Raw genomic sequence first — 19473 nt, 5'->3', positions numbered from 1 at the left:
CGACGGAAAGATCCTGTATTTTTGAAAGTGGGCGTGACTAGTTTGGATAAACGACTTTCTCTCTTGTTCGTGGCTTTCTGGCTTCTGATTGCAATGTCGCTTCCCTTGTTAGCGCAGGAAGGCCGGGAAATTCAGCCAGAGGCAGAACAGTTGATGCGGCTGGCCAATCAGGCTCGCGCCGCGGCGGGAGTGCCGCCGCTCCAGTGGGACCGCTCGCTTGCCGAAGCAGCACGCAAGCACACACTCCGGATGGCCTCAGAGGGGCCAATCGCTCATCAATATCCCGGAGAGTTGAATGTCTCTGAACGTGCCGGCCTGACCGGTGCGCACTTCGACTTGATCGAAGAGAATGTTGCAGTCGCGCACACGATAGAAGCCATTCAGGATGGCTGGATGCAGTCGAAACCGCATCGGGAAAACATGCTGAGTCCTGAGGTAGACAGCGTTGGAATTGCCGTCGTTGCCAGTCGTGGAGTGCTATACGCCACGGCGGATTTCTCTCGAAACGTGCAGGCGCTTACACAGGAACAGGTTGAATCACGTTTCTCTGAACTAATCCAACGAACGGGTGTGAAGGTCTTGGCTGATCATCGGGCCGCGCGCGCCGCCTGCATCATGGATAAGGGATTGCCCGGCTCCGACAGCCTTTCGCAGCCCGCATTCATCATGCGCTGGGAAAGCTCGGACGTGACACATCTTCCGAAACAACTGGCCGATCATCTCGCCTCCCATCAATTCCAGGAAGCGGCGGTAGGCAGTTGCGACGCACGCGGAGATGATGGCACCTTCACTTCTTATCGCCTTGCGGTGCTGCTGTATTGATCAGGATCCGGGAGCTACGGGTTTCTGAGGGCTTTTCGTGTAGATGAAATCATATTCCACGTGCCAGTTTTTTCCGCCATCGTTCGATCCCTGCGAAAACTGGCGGACTTTGTCCGGACCAAGGTTGAAGAACTGAAGGTGCCGCAGAAGCGTGCCGCCTGTTGGCAGGGGTACGTCGTCCGTCCAGTAGTCCATGACCCCGTCTTTGATTCCGCCGTGAAAGAAGATGACGCCCGCGGCGTTATCAACCCAGTATTGTTCCCAACGCTTGAGATTCACGTTCCAGGTGTTGTAGCTCTTACCAAAATAAGGACCGCCGGCCGAAGTCCAGTTCTCCCAGATGACGCATCCGTCCATCTCTTTCGCAACGTGGCTCGAACCCTGGTGCGTACCATCGGAAGCTGACGCGACGTCCCAATCTCCAATCCAGAAATCAAACTGCCGAAACTCCGCATCTTCGCAGGGGGCAGCGTTGTGCTGCACCTGCTTCGAAAGCGCCATAAACTGCGGATTGCTGCGCAAAGAACTCCATTCGGGATCATTGGCGAGCCGGTTTGGTTGAGAGAATCCACCATTAGCCGAGGCTTTCAACGACGCGAGCGCGCGATCCGCATCACCCATACCGGCAAGAATGATGGCGATTTCGTAGTCCGCGATGAAATTGGGAAGATTCTTGCTCGCACCCAGCGTCTTGGCTTTTTGCATCGCGGAGAGCGCGACCTCATAATGCTTTTCTTGCCGGGCAGAAACGCTGAGCCGGTACCAAAAGCGCGGATTCTCAGGGCTACGTTGTGTGAGGGCTGTATATTGACTCTCGGCGTCTGCCCAGTTTTGTGTTGTGTATGTCTTGTCAGCGGCCGCTACCGCAGGATCCGTGAGTGAAGGCGATTGCGACCACCCCACAAAAGGAAGCAATGCTGAAATCAGAATTCCATTGCGCATCGATTGCACGAAATCTCCTCCGCGTCGAAGCCGTGTGATGAACAGTGCTATACGGACCGTAGCGTTTGAAGGTACTTATCGATTCAAGATTGTGACCAAGAAATGGTATCGGGTGACGATTGGTGATTCAGAGAAGTATCAAGGCTGACCGGCGTTGCTTGCCGACTTCAGTCGAACTCCCTTTAGAAAATCCCAGGCTTTTCCATTTACCTGGTCGGAAATAGCGTAGTAGTTGTGATCGTGATTCGGAATTAGATTCAACTTGATCTCGTATCCGTTTGCGGCATAGAGGCGTCTCGTCGCCTCAACCGTATCGACCGGGAAATTGGGATCGTGATCGCCTACCCAGATTGCGATCGGCATCTTTCTGTCTGCCTGCTCAAACAGTCCGTCAGGGTTTGCCTGCAGCGCACCTGCATGAACGGCTGTGGCCGCAAACAAATCTGAATCCATGACGGCCAGAAATAGCGCGTAGGCCGCACCTGCAGAGTGACCAAATAGGTAGATGCGACTCTCATCGACGGCATGGATTGCCTTTACCTGTTCGACTACAGCCGAAAAAAACTCCGGTGGATCCATAAGCGAACCCCACGAAGCAGGGTCGAACGCATCGGGAGCGGCGACGATGAAACCCTCTTGCCCCGCCAAGTCCTTCCACGCTTGAGCCATGATCTCGCCGTTGCGTCCGGACCCGTGGAGCAGCACCACGACAGGCATCGCTTCTGGTTTCTCAGGCACGACCACATACATCACTCTTGCGTGTTCTGAAAAATCAAAGGTGAGCTTCGTAATTCTACTCTTTGCCGACGCAGGGAACGTAAGCAGAATCGCGCACAGCATGATCGTCCAGCAGCGCAGCATTTGCAAGAGAAACTCCGTGGATCGGTTGAAGGAGACCAGTATATTCCTTACAACTCTGGCCTGGGCTGTTGCGTGCGTCATCCAAACCGCTCGTGATTCTTCCAGAACACGGGCCAAGGTTGGCGTGGCGGCCCGCAGACGAAAATATCGGTGTGGTACTCACTCTCTTCATTTTTAACGCCGAGAGAGTTGCCGGTGAGGCCCGCGAACCTGCACCCGGTAAAGTTGCTTTCGATCCACTCCCGCGAAGATCCGACAATAATCAATGTCGAAGGCGTCGGTGCAGGATAGCCGCGCAGCCATGCCGAGTTGGTCATGCTGATGGGTGGGGGCAGATGGTAGGCCGGACCAAATAACTCAATCGCGCCTTGCTCGCCGTAATTGCCCACGAGGATGCCGACATTATGCTGCTGATCGACGGGCAGGGAATCGCGCACCGCAGCGACGTTCTTCACCAACTCATCCCATCCGATCTCTTCGCGCAGGTCCTCGCTATGTCTGAACGCAAAATCACGCAGTGGACCGCTCGAGGCGAGCGGCACCCAGCCCGCAAAGAAATATCCCCCCGCGAAAAGTGCTGCAGCAAAGAACACAGCCTCAACCGTGACCTGTGTCCATCGCGGAATCCGTCTTATCCACGCTTCGCAAGCAACGGCGCCCATGGCCAGCAACACGGGATAGGCTTCTGCGACATAGTAGAAGCGGCCCTTGTCGATCCAGAACACCAGCAGCGGGACGAAATACATCCATGCCATCATGCGATAGCGGCGGTCGCGCAGAAATGCATACAGTCCCATCAGCCATACGGGCACGCTGAAAACATTCGCACATACCAGAAACTGGTTCAGTAAAAATCCATCCGCGCGTCCCTCGCCGACATCGCGCACATGAATGTGCTGCAGGAATTTGTAGGAAATGAAATCGTGCCGGATAAGCCAGATGAGGTTGGGTAGAAAGATGATCAACGCAAGGGCAACGCCCGCCCAGAACCACTTCGACGCGAAGTATCGACGCGCCGGCGTAAATGCCATGCCGGCCAGAATCCCGGCAATATAGAACACGATGGCGTACTTGGTCAGCAGGCCAAGGCCGAGAGCCGCACCGATCGCCAGCCACCAACGCGGGTTTTCAGTCTTTAGCAGGCGAATGGTGAACCACGAGGCCAACACCCACCACAAAAACGCGAAGGAAGTGTACTGAAATTCGGTAGCCTCGAATATGGGAAGAGGCGAAAGCGCCACTACAAGCGCGGTGGTGATCTGCGCGAGTCGTCGTCCACCCAGATCCCGAGCCATCAAAGCGCACACAACAATCACGAGCATCTGTGCGATCACTGAAAATAACCGCAAGCCCACCATCGACAAGCCAAAGAGAACGAGGCCGATGCGTTCGATGAAAGGCGTCAAAGGCGGGTACGAAACATAGCCCCAGTCGAGATGCCGCGCGTCGCTGAGAAACTGCAACTCGTCGCGATGGAAACCGTAACGGCCATTGGTGAAAATGTGAAGCAGCCCAGCCGCCGCAGCGATGAAAAGCACCGGAAGCAGGGAATTGCGATCGTGGGCGCCAGAGTCGCTTTCAGCAGCATCACGTTGTGCTGCGGGCACACTTAGCTCAGCCACTTTCGCCTCCTGAATTCAACCTACGCTTCCGCTATCGCTCCGGTTCCCAGATTCTCGCGTACAGGTTGCGCCACCAGCACGGATTGCATACCGGCGGCTGTCGCGGCCTGAATTCCGAGGTCCGTATCTTCGAAGACAAGGCAATGTTCCGGTGCCACGCCTAGCTTCGATGCCGCCAGCAGAAAACCATCCGGGGCGGGCTTGCCATGCGCGTAGTCTTCGGCGCAGACCAGCACATCGAATTTATCCAACAGATGAAGCGCAGTTAGCGATCCAACCACCGAAGCTCGCCTGCTGCCCGATACCACCGCAAATGGAATGTGCCCGTGCATCGCTTCGATATGCTCAAGGACCTCAGGAATTCCCTTCAACTCAGGTAACTGGGCATGGTAAAAACTTTCCTTTCGCGCTGCAAGTGCATCTACCGGCATGTTCAGGCCCTGCATATCGTTTAGATCGGCAATGATCTTCCGCACCGGCTTGCCGCCCCACGCATAAAACAAATCCTCGTCATAGGAGCCTCCGTATTCAGCCAACGCCTTCTTCCATGCCTTGTAGTGCAGCGGCATCGAGTCTGCTATGGTCCCGTCGCAGTCAAATAGGTACGCGTGGAATTCGCCCGTGGGCAATTTCAATCTCATTAAGCTAACAACTCCTCATCGAGTTATGTTGCAGACGAACAACTTGGCGACTGCTCCGGCTCAGTCCCATCATTCACCGGTTCGTCCCGGCAGTTTGCTTTTCTGGCGCTGCGCGACCGCCCTCACCCGGTTTGGTCGGCTCCATGCGGAGAGCATTATTAAAACGGTTGAAGTAATTGAAAAGCCCGATGGCGCACAGCAATTCCACAATCTCGCCCTCCGAATAAAAACTCCGCAGTTCCGCAAACTGCTCATCGGTCACTGCGTGAGCATCACGCGTCACGGTTTCAGCAAGGCGTAGCGCAGCCTTCTCCGCGGTTGTGAAATCATCGCGCTTGGGCCACTCGGCCAGGTGCGAAAGCTGGTCATCCGACCATCCCAACCCCTTCGCCAGAATCGTGTGGCTCGCCAGGCAGTAGGGAGTCTCATTCACCTGGCTGGTGCGGACAATGATCAGCTCCGTGAGCATTTCTTATCGTAACGACTTTCAACATTGTCCAGCAAGCGATACAGGCTCACGACCTCACCATCTTTGATACGTATGCGTGGAATGTACAGGCTTAGCAGTTTGCGTCTATCTTCCTTCGGTCTGGTATCGAAGCCGGCGAACACCTTGAACATCTCCACCAATTGACTCGATTCCGTGGGCTGTGCCGATTCCCTGAGCCGAGAGATCTCTTCCTCCAATCGTCCGAGTTGCTGAGCGATGACTCCAAGTCTCTCCGTCCGCTCCTGTTTCGTGATGTCCCCATCAGCGTATATGTCGATCGTTCGGACACGCTTCCGTTCCAAGGCTTTCTGTTCCAATTGCAAGCGATCAATTACAGACGCATTCTTTGTATCCCTGGAATTCACTTCCCATCGCATTACCAGGCGACGTAGAAAAGCTGGATCAGTCATCTGCCAAGAGAGCAGGGAATCAACCCGCCCTTCCATTTCCGCTATGCGGACGTAGCCCTGAGAGCAATTCCTTCGCTGGTAGCGGTTGAGGCAAACATAGTAGCCCTTACCCGAGCCACGAATAGGGGTCATGATTCGGCCACATTCGTTACAGAACAAGAAGCCATTGTAGGATGCGATTCCTCCGACTCTGTCACGCCTAGATGACTCGCTTTTCACATCAAGAATCTTGCAAGCCCTACTCCAGACCTCCGGAGAGACAAGAGGCTCCTTTATGACCTGGGCACGGATAACATTCTCAGGTGACCGTTGCTTCAGTGGTCTATATTTTGGCTGTCTTCCGTTCTTGCTCGGTCTCGCTTCTGCGCATTCCCGCTCGTATATCCTCCAGCCCTTATAGATGGGGTTGTGGATCATGTAGCGGACTCCAACAGGAGACATGCCGAGGAATCGTCCGATTTCATTTAGCGACTCGCCACTGAGAACCAGCTCGTATGCTTCTTTGACGCGCTGTGCCTGGTCGGTGTAGAACCAGCCTTTCTCTTTTGAATATCCGACCCCTTTGGGAAGTGTGGACGCAAAGCGTCCGCCACTCTTCCGGTTTTCTTCATTCCCGCGGTGCAAACGTTCACGGATGGTGCTCCGTTCAAATCCTGCAATCGCAGCTTGAACGGAAGCCATCAGGCGTCCGGTCTTTTCGCTCATATTCACAGGGCCTTCGGGGAGATAGAGCAATGTCCTCGTCTGCTGAAAGACACCAAGCAAGGTGTAATCACTGAAGCTATCCGGCCTCATCAAGCGAGAGAACTCCCGAGCAACGACACCTTGAATCCTTCCCGATTGCATCAGGTTGATTAGCTCAGCAGTCTCCGGAGCCAGCATGATGTCTTTGCCGGACACGTCAGAAACTTCGAACGTTTTGACTACTTCGAGATCGTACTGCTTACACGTTTCGCGGTTTACGGTGCGTTGGGCCGGGATGCCAAAGCGCTCCGGAGAAGCTTGGCTCTCATCGCTGACTCTGATCCATTCCGCGACCTTGAGGCTCATCTGGTTACTCTACCTCCTTTGATGCTTCATATGGCTTACTGAGAATGGCTTATGCCGCTTTGATATCATCCTCGACGGCCTTAGGGACGAATTTAACCCCTACCAGATCACTTGCGAACTGGATGGCTTGTGAATATTCCCCTGCTAGCAAAGCGGCTTTGAGCTTGCGGCGGATCGCAGCGTCACGGTTGGCTATTTCGAGGGTGGCCTGGATGAGGCCATCTACGGTGGGGTCAGGCGGACGGAAAGGTTGAGTAGACAAAGCGAAGATCCAACTGCCCCAGGTTGGGGATGACTTGCTGGATTGGAATTGGGGTTTCCATCTGCCTTATCCCCGGGGATCATTCTCTCGGGTGACTCAGGTCTCGCTCGCAAAATGCTAACGCGTGGGGCGGAACGCGCTTGTCCGGTCGCCAATGGCCTCGTTCCCCCGAGGTTAATCATGGCCGCCACTGCAGTTCAACACCGTGGCCGTGGATTCATTATTAAGATTAACAAAGATCGGCACTAATTCAAATGGAAAAACAGGAGTTCGGGTTGAAAGGGGTCTCAGGTTTTCCTTAATAGCGATGCGAAGACCATTACGGCCAATCAGACTTTGACACGGAGGGCCTCAAGACGCCGCCGTCCTTCTGCACGATTTGGAGAAATGCAAATATATCCGATAGCTCGGTATCCTGTGAGGCAGCGGTCCTGTGTGTCAAAAGGCTCTCTCAAGCTTAAGACACGGGCTTGTTAGGGTCTGTTTGGGGCGATGGCTTACCTTGCCTCGTCATCGATCGTGCGTTCCGAATTGGTCTCGTATCGGTTGAATTGATGATTTCATCCAACCGCCGAATAGCCTCCGGATTGATTTGCCTTTCACGCAATTTGCTGTATTGAGCAACCAAGTCTGGTTTTGATTCGTGCTCTGCTGATTGGCTCTGTTGATTGCTCGATGCGCGGTTCACAAGCGGGCGTGCTTTGATACTCGTTGACAAGGGGGAAATGACCTTTTGGGGCTGCTGAATGGTTAGGGAGGGCAAATCCTCTTTCGCAGGGTGCATCCTCTTGATGAACGATTTCTTCTTCGGTGGCATCCTCGCCTCGCGACTGGCATCCAGGCGAGAGAGCTCTTTCTTCTGCTTTGGAGGCCTTTTAGCGATGGTTGAATTCATCAATTCGATCCATCCGCTCTCTGGTTCCGGTGAATTTGCGAGTGCAATGTCCCTGCGGATATTTGAAGCCGGCTTAACCAAATCATCAGCGATCCCACGAACTGAACATCCAAAGCCGATTAATCTAAGCAGCTGTTCTCCCCGTTTCTTCGCGCTTATGTCGTTCCAACGCTCTCGGAGGTCGCTCAGAGCCGCTTGAGTTTCAGGGTTTTCTAGAGCCCGCTGATGGGCAGTGTTATTCACGCGTTTGGCTTTTTCCCTTTTGCTAGCCTTCTTTCCCTTTGTCATGGTTTAGGCAACTCCTTGAGTTTCAAACGGTCTAGCACAAAATGCGCCAGGTGATAGGTCCTGCTAATGTCTGCTCTGTTGGCTAATAGAAAGGGGACGGTCCAACGGCCCTGTCGGCCGTCTCGAGCATACTTCGCATAAAGTCGCATCAAGCGTCGAAGCTCATCCTCGTCCGCTGGCCGATAGCCTTCATTGCGAATGCCACGCTTCGCCATTGTCACTAGATCATCTATGTTCCGTTGTCGTTGTTTTCGGAGGTGATGATTCGGCTCCCCCCACGGCTTGTGATAGGAAATATGCAACTGCATCCATCGTAGATGCGCCTTCCATACAACCGTTTGCGCGGTGTAATGTTCCTTGTCGACTGCTGTCATTAGCGCTCGATTCGCTCTTTTCATATGGCGTTCTAACGAATGGATCACGCGCTTCGACTTCGCCTTTAGCTGCGCGAAGGACTGATCGTCAACGTGCAACGACATCCTGTCTTCTTCATGCTTCTTCAGACGGAGCTGGTATCGCAAGTGGCGTACAAAGTCGATATATGCGCGGATGGCGAAGACAGCCGCGCGGATCTGAAAGGTATCCATCCGCACAGATGCACTGTTTCTTGTATTCGCATTCAAGCCCTTCCCGAGTTCAAGGAGTTTGTCCATGAATTGTTGGTTGAAGGTACCGTCTTTAAAACCACGAATAGGGGGATAAGAGTGAAGTGGGGGGAAAATGCGGAAGGGGTAAGAGAAAGCAGAACGTCCCTCGCGTACGTGAACCCGATAGGACCCATTGATCTGCCCGAGGGCGTTTTTAAGGATATTGATTTGCGCTTTGGTGAAGCGAACTTTCACGGTGATGTCGGACCGATTCCCATTTCCGAGCATATGGTTAAGATGCATTTTGAAACCCGAGCGACGGGCGGTTGATTGTTGATTCCGCCGCCTAGGAGAATTTGATCTTCATTGGACAGTTCAGCAATACAGACATTCAAACGAGCAATCAGGCATAAGGGTTGGCAACCTGGCGGCCCAAAATAACGAACGGAGTCCCGGACAATAATGCTCATGTGAAGGATCCTGTGGCGCAGTTTTCATCCGATGCTGGAGTGAATGTGGCGCAGTTTTTGATGGGTGCGCAGGCCTGATGTGCGCCGGCGGGAAATCCGACACAAATTGGACAATTATGGCCCATGGATATCCAGCATAAGCTATGCATATATAGGGAGATACATAGATATAATCTCTCTTTACGGTAGTGGTTTTCGATGATGCCGAAACAGGGCAAAAGACGAGAATCCCTGGTCTTTGGCCGCCTCTGCTCGAGTCAGATTATTCTGTTCGCCCAGGATCCGCGCCGACATGTCGGCAGCGCTCATGCCCACGGATGAGAACTGGAACTTGCGGCCGGGGAATCCCTTCAGGGTGATGCCGCTGGAGAGACGGATGCAACCGTTCCTTCGATCTCGTCGACCGGGGCGGTGAAGCGGCAGTTCTCCATGCGAACGACAGAGTCCTTGGTCTGACGGACACGATCGAGGATCCGCTGGTATTCGATCTCGAGTTCGGTATTGCCCTGGGCTTCTTTACCCACCTTCTGGCGGAAGGTGTTGTACTCGCGCGAGTAGGGCGCGATGTCGGCGAGGATCGCCATCTTGTGAATGTCGGGATAGTCTTCGGGGTTTACGTCCTTGAGTTCAGAGCGGCAGCCCTGAAAGATACTCGTCATTTTCATCTGTGGGGGTTTGACTCTAAATCCTAGTTGAGTATATACTCATCGTGTATTATCAATCCCGGCGGCTGATTCCCCGAAGGCCGTCCATCCGGAGACACAGTATGAAGGTTGCACCCATTTCCCCTGCCGTTTTCGCCGAATATCGCCGCTACGCCTCGGCCCGCTTGTTCGGCCGCTTCATCCAGGGCGCCCGTCTGGCCCGGGGATGCTCGATCACGGAGTTAGCCCCGCTGGCCTGCATGGAGTCCTCTGACTGGGAGGCTCTTGAGGAGGGACAGTGGTTCCCTGACACCATCAGTCATATGCAGTTGATCCTTGATGCCCTGGCCATGCCGTGGGATGCAATGGCCGAGATGCTTCTGTTGTGCGACCCGGTCTGGAACACCCCCGGTAGCGTCCATTACTCATAACCAGATAAACTCACCTCCGAGAGGGGGTGAGAAAGATCAAGAAAGCCGAAGAACCGGAGTTGAAACGCATGAATCTCAATGTTCCCATCGAGTTGCACAACGCTTTTAAGGCAACCACTGCTTCGCAGGGCCTCAACATGACCGACGTGCTGATGGAGTTTATTAAGGACTACGTCGCCAAGAACTCTCCAAAGGGACGGCGCAAGTGAAACGCGCCGTCCTTTATATGAGGGTCTCGACCGTCGATCAAAATCCCGAGACCCAATTACACGACCTACACCAGATGGCCGCACAGCGCGGTTATGAGATCGTGCATGAGTATGTCGACCGGATCAGCGGCACCAAGGCAAAACGGCCAGGCCTCGATCAGATGATGACCGATGCCCGCCGCGGCCGGTTCGACGTCGTCATGGTCTGGGCATGCGATCGCATCGCCCGCTCCACCCGGCACTTCCTTGAAGTGCTCGACGAGTTAAGCAGAATCGAAGTCGAGTTCTTGAGCTTCCGGGAAAACATCGATACCGGCGGTCCGCTCGGAAGAGCCATCGTCGTGATCATCGCCGCGATCGCTGAACTCGAACGTGGACTGATCGTCGAACGGGTCCGCGCCGGCATGCGCCGGGCACGCTTGGAAGGTCTCCGCATCGGTCGAGCTCCGCTGACGCTGGACCGCGAAGCAATCCGTCGCGATCGCTGTCACGGCCGCAGCATCAGAGCCATCGCCAAAGAACATGGCATCTCAACGGCAACGGTGCAACGCGTTCTCAAAGACCCGCCGGCTCCTCCAACGTAAAATCGCAACCTTATATATGTGGTGTGACAAAAGCCTCCGAAAAAGCCGCCTCATAAATCTCACAAAATCAATGGCCGGATCTCAACGATCCGGCCGTGTCAAAACGTATACGTTACGTCACACATGCTTGAGCCTCCCAGTTGGAATCTTTAGCTCCGAGTGAAGAGCATGCTCAGCGGTTGATCAAGTAGCAATTTCCGGATGCCCACTATTCGCTCGGAACTCGCTGAATGAATCTAATGCCGAGATTGTGTCAATGAAGGAATTTCCCAACCCCGATCGCAACAATCAAGAGTTTGATTAGCCAGCCGGTTGCATAAGACGCTACGAACACGCGGTGCAGCTTCATGAATGCGGCATTGGTGAGGATGAGAGGTAATGGACCTATCATCCATACCGCACCGGCAAATGCCAAGGCAGCCGGCACAGTGTGGATTCCAAGCCTTGCGGCGGCATACACAAACACGCCGCAGGTTAGAAATGGGAGTGGACTCGTCAATGCGATTGCTTTCATCTCGTCAACTTGACGCCATATCTCGGGGTAGGTGAAGTGCCTGTGAATCCAATCACCAGCGAAAAGCCAGTCGGTTAGCGAAGAGACGACACCGGCACCGAGAATGACTGCAATGAGCCGAATCCAGTTCATAACGGGAGTTCCTCAAACGCGGTCGGATCATACGTGTACAAGTGGCTTTGTGCAAGGCTAGTGCAGAGCCTTTTCACAAATCGATGTCCTTCCCTAATTGGTTTGCGATTGCTCCGAAGATGGGCCCGAGCGACCGTCCCGCAGATATACATCATGAAATGACCATCTGCCCCTTCTAGGTCGGCGGCCCAATGCACGAAGTGGTCCGAGATGAAGTGACCGAGTCAGCTCAGCCACAATAAACTAGTCGCGGCTTCCAAGCGCGAAATCGGAAGGCATAAGGGTTCACGTCGACCTGCACACCTTCGAAACCCACGGCCTTCAGGCGCTGGGGAAGCGTTTCCGGATTGACCACGACTAATGTATCGAATAAATGAATCAATCTCATGAAATGGCTTTTTAGGGTATCCGTTCCCACAAAGACCCCTCCGGGCCGCAGAACGCGGGCTACTTCCGCAAACAGCTTGTTCTGCATCTCAATTGATCCGACGTGATGGAGCATTGAAAAGCAGACCGCGCCATCGAATGATGCGCTCGGCAAGGACATTGAGGTCGCATCTTCACATCGAACGTTGACATTCCCGTTGAGCTTCCGCTGGAGATCATCCGCGAGATCGCGGTCTGATTCCACGCATGTGAGGTGTGAGACCTGCTGCAACAGCACCTCCGTAGAAACGCCGTATCCGGGGCCGATCTCAAGCACCTCACACCCTAGGTCAATCTGTTCGAGGGTCCAGGGCAGAGCATAGCGCTGCGTCACCTCTTTCCATCTTGCCGAAGAACAAAGCTTGCGGTGAAAATAATTCATCTGCGTGTCTCCGGAAGGGCCAAAACAGAGCTTGCCTTGTCTCTCATTCCTATGATGACCACGGACCTCCGGTGGCGCAAGGGGCGCCTTGCGCCATAATATATCGCGTATGCGACAGGCGGAGATTTTGCGAGAATTCGATCCGCCGCGGGGCGCTGCGGTCTCAGCGCTTGCTTACGAATACCCTGCGGGCGCGTTGGTTCCCGACCATGCCCACGGATCGGACCAGTTGATCTATGCAATCGAAGGAATTATGGAGGTGTCTTCCGGTCGGAGCGTCTGGACGATACCTCCGCAGTTTGCACTCTGGATACCGGCGAAGGCCGTTCACCGGATCCGGATGATTGGTGAGGTCCGAATGCGCACCCTTTATTTTCGCCCTGGCGTCGTGTCACGCAGACCGCCTCAATGTTCGGTACTCTACGTCGGTTTGCTGCTCCGCGAGTTGATCGTCGAGGCAGTTCGGCTCCGTCTCTTGCGCCTCCAGAACAGGCTCGAGCGGGCCCTTCGCGATCTTCTGAGCGCACAACTAGCCAACGCAACTGCTGCGCCAATTGGCCTAACCATGCCCTCGGAGCTTCGCGCCCTGGCGATAGCACACGCGATCGCTCACAACCCAGCGAACCTAAAACCGCTGGCGAGCCTATGCGCGGACGCGGGCGTCAGCGTAAGGACGATTCAGAGGATCTATCGAAGAGAGATTGGAATCGACATTGACACGTGGCGCCGTCAGGTTCGACTCACTCGCGCGGTACAACTGTTGGTGGCGGGGGGGTCTGTGAAAGAAGTTGCCTTTGCTGTGGGCTATCGCCAATCCAGCGCATTCGTTAAAGCCTTTCGAAGATTGTTTGGATTGACGCCCAAGGTTTGGACGGCGGGCCTGCGCAGCACGTCGGGGCCGTACGGTCTTCGATGACGGCATGTAACGTCACGAAGGGAAGACGGTGGGTTGCGAAGACTTCCGCAATCATCCTTCTTTTTGAGCTAGACAGATTCCACAAACGGTGTGATGATGCTCGCCTATGTTCAGCACCGGACGGAGGATCTATGAAAAGAATGTTTGGCGTCATTGCCCTACTAGCTGGAATTTCAGTTTTGCAGCTTGGCTTGGCCCAGGTTCCTGCCGGAGCACCTTCGGGCGCAACAGGTCTTTGTAATGATGGAACGTACTCGACTGCAGCTAGCAAGTCGGGCGCATGCCGTGGACACAAAGGAATCAAGACTTGGTATGCGGCCGCCGACGCAACCAAAGCGAAGGCTTCGGCCGGGAAGGCTGCAGCAACTTCTTCGGCTCCCGCACCGGCCGCCGCTCCCTCTCCAGCGGCGCAATCCGCTCCGGCCAAGGCTCCAACTGCCACTCCGGCGCCGGCACCAAAAGCTTCTGGAGGCACGGTCGCGCAGGCTCCTGGAGGCGGAGCGGGTCAAGTGTGGCTCAATACCGCGAGCAATGTCTACCACTGCCAAGGAACGCAGTGGTACGGCAAGACCAAAGCTGGCGCTTACATGACAGAGGATGAGGCGAAAGCAAAAGGGGCTCGTCCTGATCACGGCAAACCTTGCAAATGATCCATTAATAACCATTCAGGCACGAACGAGAGGGCCGAGCATTACACTCGCAAGCTTGGAACCAGAAGCCTGTTTACAGAACAAGCGTTCCTTTACCCGGATCTTAGCCAGACGGGGAAGTTCCAACTCTCGGTTGATCCGACTTTCAGCACGAAGCTCGGAAAGCTCTTCAACGGGCAGACAACATTCAGCGATCGCTACACGTCTTTCCCGCCAACGGAAACATTGAGCAACGACGTAATTCTGACTACCGGGCTGGGAATAACTCTGGCGCGTTGAGCCGGGATGGCATGCGGGTCAGTCGGAACATTTTCACGTGACTGCTTCGTTCGAGGGAACACTTTTCCGGGAGACGAACATGAACTGATCCCGGCGAACTTTAACCGACAATTCACAACAAACTGGAGAAAACATCATGGGTGAAATAGCAGTGTTGTTGCAGCAGAAGGCGGGCTTGAGCCCAGACAAATCCCAGGAAGTCGAACAAGTAGTTGTTCAACACATCATGTCCAGGGTGCCATCCGAATTTCAGGGCATGCTGGGCTCGGTGCTCGGTTCCGGAGCGAGCACGGCGGACGGTCAGCCGGCCGCTGCCGAATCAGGTGGACTGGGAGGTCTGCTTAGTGCAGCAACCAGCATGTTTGGCAACAAGGAATAAATGGGGTATGAACAACGTTCGCTGACGCTGCTCGACGAAACGGGGTTTGGCGCAAGTCAGGTTCTGCGTTTGTTGATTCACAAATCGAGAACTCTAAAATCACAAAGGAGATACACATGCACGTGAAACGTCTCTCATCCGTTCTTGCGGTACTGATGGCCTCTACCCTTTTCAGCATCTTGCCGGCTGTGGCAATGCAATCGGCCTCAAGCACAAAGCATGCCGCGAAATCCAGCGCCCCAGCGGCATCGACCAGCCTCGTCGATTTGAATACCGCAACCAAAGATCAACTCAAAGCCCTACCCGGCGTCGGGGATGTGTACGCCCAAAAGATTATTGATGGGCGCCCTTACGCCAACAAAACGCAGTTGAAAAGCAAGAACATCGTCCCGGCTGCCACCTACACAAAGATCAGTAAACTGGTCATCGCCAATCAGCCGGCCAAGTAAGCACCTGACGCAAAGAGAATGGAGAAATTGACAATGAAACCAAAGCTAACCGCTATTCCGGCGCTCGCCCTTCTTTTGGGAGCAAGCTGCTTCATCATCAGCAAGGCCTCCGCGCTGTCAGCAGGGCCTTCATCTCCAGCGTACGTTCAGGATCATGATCGGGATCATGGTAATTGGGAAGCGCCGCCGGGAGAGTTCAACGACATTCAGCGCCGCGGCTTTCACGATGGGATTGAAGGCGCAAGGAAGGACGTAGGGAATCATCGTCGCCCCGATGTGAACAATCGCGACGAATATCGGCACCCCGATGTTCCTCCTGAAACAAGAAAGGTTTACCGCGCTGCCTTCCGCCGCGGATATCAACAAGCAATGTCGCATCTCATGGAGGATCACGACCGGCACTGAGTCTGTTTGACCCGGTGATCGGCGTCGAGAAGTAGTGAAACTAGGAGGAATGTCATGGCGGATTTGGATCAGCTAAAGCAGAAGTATGCCGGAGTAATCTCGACCATTGAGGGATTCTCTGACCTCGGTGCAAACGTAGAGCAGGTAGATCTCGATGGGGAAAAGCTCCATTTGAAAGCGACGGTGCCATCGACAGTGGTAGCCAACCGCACGTGGGACGCCATCAAAGAGGCCGATCCAACTTATTCCGATCTGCATCATGAGATTGCAACTTCGGGAGGGGCGGAGCAGCCGTACACAGTCCAGTCCGGCGACAATCTTTCAAAAATCGCCAAGCGATTCTACGGCGACGCCAACAAGTATCGCGACATCGCTCAAGCGAACGGAATCGACGATCCAGACAAGATCAAGGTCGGCCAGGATTTGAGCCTTCCGGTAATTTCGTAGACCGAAATCTCGGACCGAAGTCTCTCGACAGAGTGTCCGAGATTTGTTACAAATCAGCGCTCGAGGCAGAGTTGCGATTGATGTTGCCGCGATCAATCTGGAAGGCTCTGTTCCGAAGCTGAAAAGGAGAACGATCACATGGGGCACGGAATCATTGCGTGGATCATTATCGGCGTACTTGCTGGCTGGATCACAGGAAAACTCATGAAGGGATCGGGGTTCGGTTTCTTCATGGATATGATTGTCGGCTTAGTCGGCGCGCTCATCGGAGGATTTCTGTCCAGCTTTCTCGGATTCGGGGGAGTCGGGCAGCACGGTCTTGTCATCAGCATCGTGATTGCCGTCATTGGGGCGGTGATTCTCACTTGGGTGGTGCGCCTTATTGCCGGTAATCGAAACGCCAACCTTTAACACCGTTTCCGTGCTTTGGTTATTTCTGAACAAGGCACGGAGTTGTATGTCGGATTCGAAGCGCGGATCCCGGCAAGAAGCTGTCAATCCATCACTGCAAAGGAGAAAATCATGGGAATCCTTGAAGAATTAGCCGGAGCTGCGGCGGCAGTCGAAGGCGCGAAGAAACTGGATCCAAATGCGGGATTAGTCACGGAAGGTGTAGCCGCGGTTGTCGGTTTCGAGGGAACAGGGGCAATAACCAACTTCATTGAGAAGAAAGAAGAAGAGAAGAAGGACCAACAGAGCTAAAAGATTCACAAGTCGAAGCTGTCGTGCAACACCTTGGCGGCGATCCTGCGCTGCAGGCTTGGCCATGACTCTCGAAATGAAGATTCGTGGCGGCTTGCAGCCTTCTTGTGCCCAGCCCCTTGCCTCTTTTTGAGAAGTTCGAGTAGTGAAGCGCGGTTCGTAGGTCAACCAAGGGAAATCCCAGATCTCAAGGGTCTGCGACGAATCAAAAGGTCAATCGACTGACTAAATTGAGAGATGGGATGACAGACTCTGAACCCGCCACAGAGAGATATGACCAATGCCACGCCTGGCTGTTGCAGCCTTCGTCGTGTTCTTGAGCACGTCCGCAATTTTCTGTGTATGGGCTCTGTTCTATCTCACAAATTGCGTGTTCCATCCACAATGATGATCCGCATCGTCGATGCAAACGAAAACTGAGTTTCGAATCGCGTAGGTCGACTATAACGGATTCGCGTACAGAACCTCGTCAGTGTGACCGAGATCCTGTCCCTGCAATTGGCAGATGCCAACCGCGGAATATGGCCATCACTCTGAGCCAGAAGCATAGAAGTGCACCCGCAGTCATGAACGCGAATGACGGGAAGTGCAGCACATTTCCTGTCACCACCACGACGCCAGCAGCAAGCGCGGCGACAGCGTAAAGATCAGCCCGGAGCACCGTCGGAGTTTCATTCACAAGAACATCGCGCAGCATTCCGCCGCCAATGCCAGTCAACATACCCATAATTGCTGCCATCACGGGATTGAGTCCGGCGGCCAGCGCTTTTTGTGTGCCGGTAACTGCAAACAAAGCCAATCCTGCGCCATCGAACAACAGCACGGGCCTACGCTGCACGTCGATATTGGGATACCACCAGAACGTTACCAAGCCGGCCACGATACAAACCCCAAGATAACGCCAATCGCGAATGGCTGCAGGTGGAACGGCGCCGATAAGCAGGTCGCGTGTAATCCCGCCCGCGTTCCCTGTTGCGAAGGCAAGCACCATCAAGCCGAACAGATCCAGCTTGCTCTTCACACCCGCTGCCGCACCGCTCAAGGCGAAGACGAATGTCCCGAGGAGATCGAGCGCGACGAGAAAGGGGCCGGCCAGGTGTTGTCCGTAAGTCAGAAGTTCGTTCACGAGACTAGCCACGCGCACGCCGCAACCACCAAAGCCTTCACCCCTGTCTCCAAAGTGGGGTGAATGACCGGCGCAAAGCGCGGATTGTGATTGGTTGGAAGCAAGCTGATCGTCCCGTCTTTCTTGGCCCTGGCATATACCTCAGGATCGTCGCCCCCAAAGAACCAGTAAACCGATGGAGCTTGCCACTCCGCTCCAAAACATCCGAAGTCTTCGCTCGCCATCGTAGGCTTCGTTTCTTCTACGGAGCCCTCAGGAAAGTCTTGACGGAATGCCTTAACAACTTTCTCCGTTGCATTGGAATCGTTCGTTACTGAAGAATATCGGTCCAGTGGCGTGATCTCTGGGGGCTTCGGCGCACCTGCCGCTGTTGCCTCTGCGTTTACGATCCGTTCAATGGCTGCAAGTACGTGTTTGCGCACCCCGTCATCGAACGTACGAACATTTAACTTGATGATTGCGTCGTCAGGGATGACGTTCTCTTTTGTGCCAGCCTGCAGAACCCCAATTGTCACCACAGCGGAATCCGTAGGCGAGACTTCTCTAGAGACGATCGTTTGCAGTCGCATCACGGTCGAAGCAGCCATGACAACCGGATCAACACTGGCCTCGGGCATTGAGCCATGTGCGCCACGCCCGAACATCCGAATCTGCAGGCTGTCGGCAGAGGAAGTTACAACTCCCCTACGCCAGTCGAGATGACCGGATGGCAAGCTCATCACGTGCTGACCGAGCACGACATCAGGCTTCGGGAAGCGTTTAAACAGCCCGTCGTCTATCATCGCCTGCGCGCCCTGCGCGGTTTCTTCGCCTGGTTGAAAGACTGCCATGAGCGTTCCGCGCCAGGTATCGCGACTCTTGGCAAACAGCGAGATGGCCCCCATCAAGCAAACCACATGCATGTCATGTCCGCAGGAGTGCGCAACGGGCGTGGTCTTTCCGTCGGGGCCTGTTGCTGTAGCTTTACTGGCGTAGGAAAGACCGGTCCCCTCCTTGATGGGCAACGCATCCATATCAGCGCGCAGCATTACGGTAGCGCCGTCTCCATTGCGCAAGATGCCAACGACTCCCGTCTTGCCAATACCCGCTGTAACCTCAAAGCCGTTGGCCTTGAGATAATTCGCCGCGATTCCAGCCGTTCGCGTCTCCTGCATCGACAACTCGGGGTGAGCATGTATGTCTTTGTACGCGGCCTCGAGCTCAGGAAGAGCTGCGTCAAGATTTACCAGGATCTCAGTTGGCCGGTTCCTTGGCGCCACGCGGGCCTCCTACGTACAACTAAAGCATTGTTCACTAAGAGAATACAGCGGGATAAAAATGTGCGCCACGAGACGGCAAGACCGACTATTTCGTTCATTGGAGGTGCGGCAGTTTCCATATAATTGCTGGCGCGAAGCACTATGGTGGCCGACGGCTTGCCAGCCGCTCGGGAAGGCTTATTTGTTCGACGATTCGTCA

At 54.5% G+C, this 19473-nt stretch carries 26 protein-coding genes; 12 read left to right on the top strand and 14 right to left on the bottom strand.

The genetic code is table 11. From position 1 onward, the window contains the following. Positions 1-33 precede the first annotated feature (33 nt). Complete coding sequence (locus P8935_RS16370; RefSeq protein ID WP_348261367.1) at positions 34-822, top strand: CAP domain-containing protein; 789 nt, start codon at positions 34-36, stop codon at positions 820-822. On the opposite strand, the gene P8935_RS16365 is transcribed toward P8935_RS16370, so the two are convergent. The 10 genes from P8935_RS16365 to P8935_RS16320 all read right to left on the bottom strand — a co-directional run bounded on the left by P8935_RS16365 (position 823) and on the right by P8935_RS16320 (position 9999). Next, entirely contained in the window at positions 823-1773 is a 951-nt protein-coding gene (locus tag P8935_RS16365) for a hypothetical protein (RefSeq protein WP_348261366.1), read from the bottom strand. A 129-nt stretch (positions 1774-1902) separates the two neighbouring features. Next, a complete protein-coding gene (locus P8935_RS16360) occupies positions 1903-2625 on the bottom strand; it encodes an alpha/beta fold hydrolase (protein WP_348261365.1) in 723 nt (240 codons plus the stop codon). A gap of 77 nt (positions 2626-2702) precedes the next feature. After that, positions 2703-4247 (bottom strand): glycosyltransferase family 39 protein, encoded by a 1545-nt coding sequence (locus P8935_RS16355; protein ID WP_348261364.1) that lies wholly within the window; start codon positions 4245-4247, stop codon positions 2703-2705. A 20-nt stretch (positions 4248-4267) separates the two neighbouring features. After that, positions 4268-4888 (bottom strand): HAD family phosphatase, encoded by a 621-nt coding sequence (locus P8935_RS16350; protein WP_348261363.1) that lies wholly within the window; start codon positions 4886-4888, stop codon positions 4268-4270. Between the two features lie 73 nt (positions 4889-4961). Next, positions 4962-5357, bottom strand: coding sequence for a carboxymuconolactone decarboxylase family protein (locus tag P8935_RS16345; RefSeq protein ID WP_348261362.1), 396 nt, complete (start codon positions 5355-5357; stop codon positions 4962-4964). Further along, on the bottom strand, positions 5342-6838 hold the full coding sequence (locus P8935_RS16340; protein WP_348261361.1) for a recombinase family protein: 1497 nt from the start codon (positions 6836-6838) through the stop codon (positions 5342-5344). Before P8935_RS16340 ends, P8935_RS16345 begins: the two co-directional genes overlap by 16 nt. 49 nt (positions 6839-6887) lie before the next feature. Then, complete coding sequence (locus P8935_RS16335; protein ID WP_348261360.1) at positions 6888-7100, bottom strand: hypothetical protein; 213 nt, start codon at positions 7098-7100, stop codon at positions 6888-6890. A 457-nt stretch (positions 7101-7557) separates the two neighbouring features. After that, positions 7558-8283, bottom strand: coding sequence for a hypothetical protein (locus tag P8935_RS16330; RefSeq protein WP_348261359.1), 726 nt, complete (start codon positions 8281-8283; stop codon positions 7558-7560). Further along, entirely contained in the window at positions 8280-9125 is an 846-nt protein-coding gene (locus P8935_RS16325) for a hypothetical protein (protein WP_348261358.1), read from the bottom strand. Before P8935_RS16325 ends, P8935_RS16330 begins: the two co-directional genes overlap by 4 nt. 565 nt (positions 9126-9690) lie before the next feature. Beyond that, positions 9691-9999: a hypothetical protein gene (locus P8935_RS16320; RefSeq protein ID WP_348261325.1), complete on the bottom strand. Its 309-nt coding sequence runs from the start codon at positions 9997-9999 to the stop codon at positions 9691-9693. Positions 10000-10106: 107 nt separating this feature from the next. Here P8935_RS16320 and P8935_RS16315 point away from each other — a divergent pair, with 107 nt between their 5' ends. From P8935_RS16315 to P8935_RS16305, 3 genes are read left to right on the top strand one after another with little or no spacing between them, the layout of a single operon-like run. Then, entirely contained in the window at positions 10107-10415 is a 309-nt protein-coding gene (locus tag P8935_RS16315; RefSeq protein ID WP_348261326.1) for a helix-turn-helix domain-containing protein, read from the top strand. A gap of 26 nt (positions 10416-10441) precedes the next feature. Beyond that, complete coding sequence (locus P8935_RS16310; protein WP_348261327.1) at positions 10442-10624, top strand: plasmid partition protein ParG; 183 nt, start codon at positions 10442-10444, stop codon at positions 10622-10624. Next, on the top strand, positions 10621-11208 hold the full coding sequence (locus P8935_RS16305) for a recombinase family protein (protein ID WP_348261328.1): 588 nt from the start codon (positions 10621-10623) through the stop codon (positions 11206-11208). The genes P8935_RS16310 and P8935_RS16305 overlap by 4 nt, the downstream gene beginning before the upstream one ends. Positions 11209-11461: 253 nt before the next feature. On the opposite strand, the gene P8935_RS16300 is transcribed toward P8935_RS16305, so the two are convergent. Both P8935_RS16300 and P8935_RS16295 read right to left on the bottom strand, forming a co-directional pair. Then, complete coding sequence (locus tag P8935_RS16300; RefSeq protein WP_348261357.1) at positions 11462-11854, bottom strand: hypothetical protein; 393 nt, start codon at positions 11852-11854, stop codon at positions 11462-11464. A 229-nt stretch (positions 11855-12083) separates the two neighbouring features. Further along, positions 12084-12662 carry a class I SAM-dependent methyltransferase gene (locus P8935_RS16295; RefSeq protein ID WP_348261356.1) on the bottom strand — a complete coding sequence of 193 codons (579 nt, stop codon included), beginning with the start codon at positions 12660-12662 and terminating at the stop codon, positions 12084-12086. 88 nt (positions 12663-12750) lie between these two features. On the opposite strand from P8935_RS16295, the gene P8935_RS16290 reads away from it, so the two are divergent. From P8935_RS16290 to P8935_RS16255, 8 genes are all read left to right on the top strand, one after another. Next, complete coding sequence (locus P8935_RS16290) at positions 12751-13578, top strand: helix-turn-helix transcriptional regulator (protein ID WP_348261355.1); 828 nt, start codon at positions 12751-12753, stop codon at positions 13576-13578. 131 nt (positions 13579-13709) lie between these two features. Next, positions 13710-14228: a DUF3761 domain-containing protein gene (locus tag P8935_RS16285; RefSeq protein ID WP_348261354.1), complete on the top strand. Its 519-nt coding sequence runs from the start codon at positions 13710-13712 to the stop codon at positions 14226-14228. 415 nt (positions 14229-14643) lie between these two features. Continuing rightward, a complete protein-coding gene (locus P8935_RS16280; protein WP_348261353.1) occupies positions 14644-14886 on the top strand; it encodes a hypothetical protein in 243 nt (80 codons plus the stop codon). A 116-nt stretch (positions 14887-15002) separates the two neighbouring features. Beyond that, a complete protein-coding gene (locus P8935_RS16275; protein ID WP_348261352.1) occupies positions 15003-15335 on the top strand; it encodes a helix-hairpin-helix domain-containing protein in 333 nt (110 codons plus the stop codon). Between the two features lie 33 nt (positions 15336-15368). Continuing rightward, positions 15369-15740, top strand: a complete 372-nt coding sequence (locus tag P8935_RS16270; RefSeq protein ID WP_348261351.1) for a hypothetical protein — start codon at positions 15369-15371, stop codon at positions 15738-15740. 54 nt (positions 15741-15794) lie between these two features. After that, positions 15795-16187: a LysM peptidoglycan-binding domain-containing protein gene (locus P8935_RS16265; protein WP_348261350.1), complete on the top strand. Its 393-nt coding sequence runs from the start codon at positions 15795-15797 to the stop codon at positions 16185-16187. Positions 16188-16325: 138 nt separating this feature from the next. After that, a complete protein-coding gene (locus P8935_RS16260; protein WP_348261349.1) occupies positions 16326-16598 on the top strand; it encodes a GlsB/YeaQ/YmgE family stress response membrane protein in 273 nt (90 codons plus the stop codon). A gap of 111 nt (positions 16599-16709) precedes the next feature. After that, the gene (locus P8935_RS16255; protein ID WP_348261348.1) at positions 16710-16889 is read left to right on the top strand and encodes a hypothetical protein; all 180 of its coding nucleotides are present in this window, start codon (positions 16710-16712) and stop codon (positions 16887-16889) included. A 469-nt stretch (positions 16890-17358) separates the two neighbouring features. On the opposite strand, the gene P8935_RS16250 is transcribed toward P8935_RS16255, so the two are convergent. Continuing rightward, a complete protein-coding gene (locus P8935_RS16250) occupies positions 17359-18027 on the bottom strand; it encodes a trimeric intracellular cation channel family protein (RefSeq protein WP_348261347.1) in 669 nt (222 codons plus the stop codon). Further along, positions 18012-19274, bottom strand: coding sequence for a M20 family metallopeptidase (locus tag P8935_RS16245; RefSeq protein ID WP_348261346.1), 1263 nt, complete (start codon positions 19272-19274; stop codon positions 18012-18014). Before P8935_RS16245 ends, P8935_RS16250 begins: the two co-directional genes overlap by 16 nt. Positions 19275-19473 lie beyond the last annotated feature (199 nt).

This window comes from Telmatobacter sp. DSM 110680 (assembly GCF_039994875.1).
Lineage (GTDB): Bacteria > Acidobacteriota > Terriglobia > Terriglobales > Acidobacteriaceae > Telmatobacter.
The sequence above is the reverse complement of the archived record's forward strand: the minus strand, read 5'-3'. Positions and strand labels throughout refer to the sequence as shown.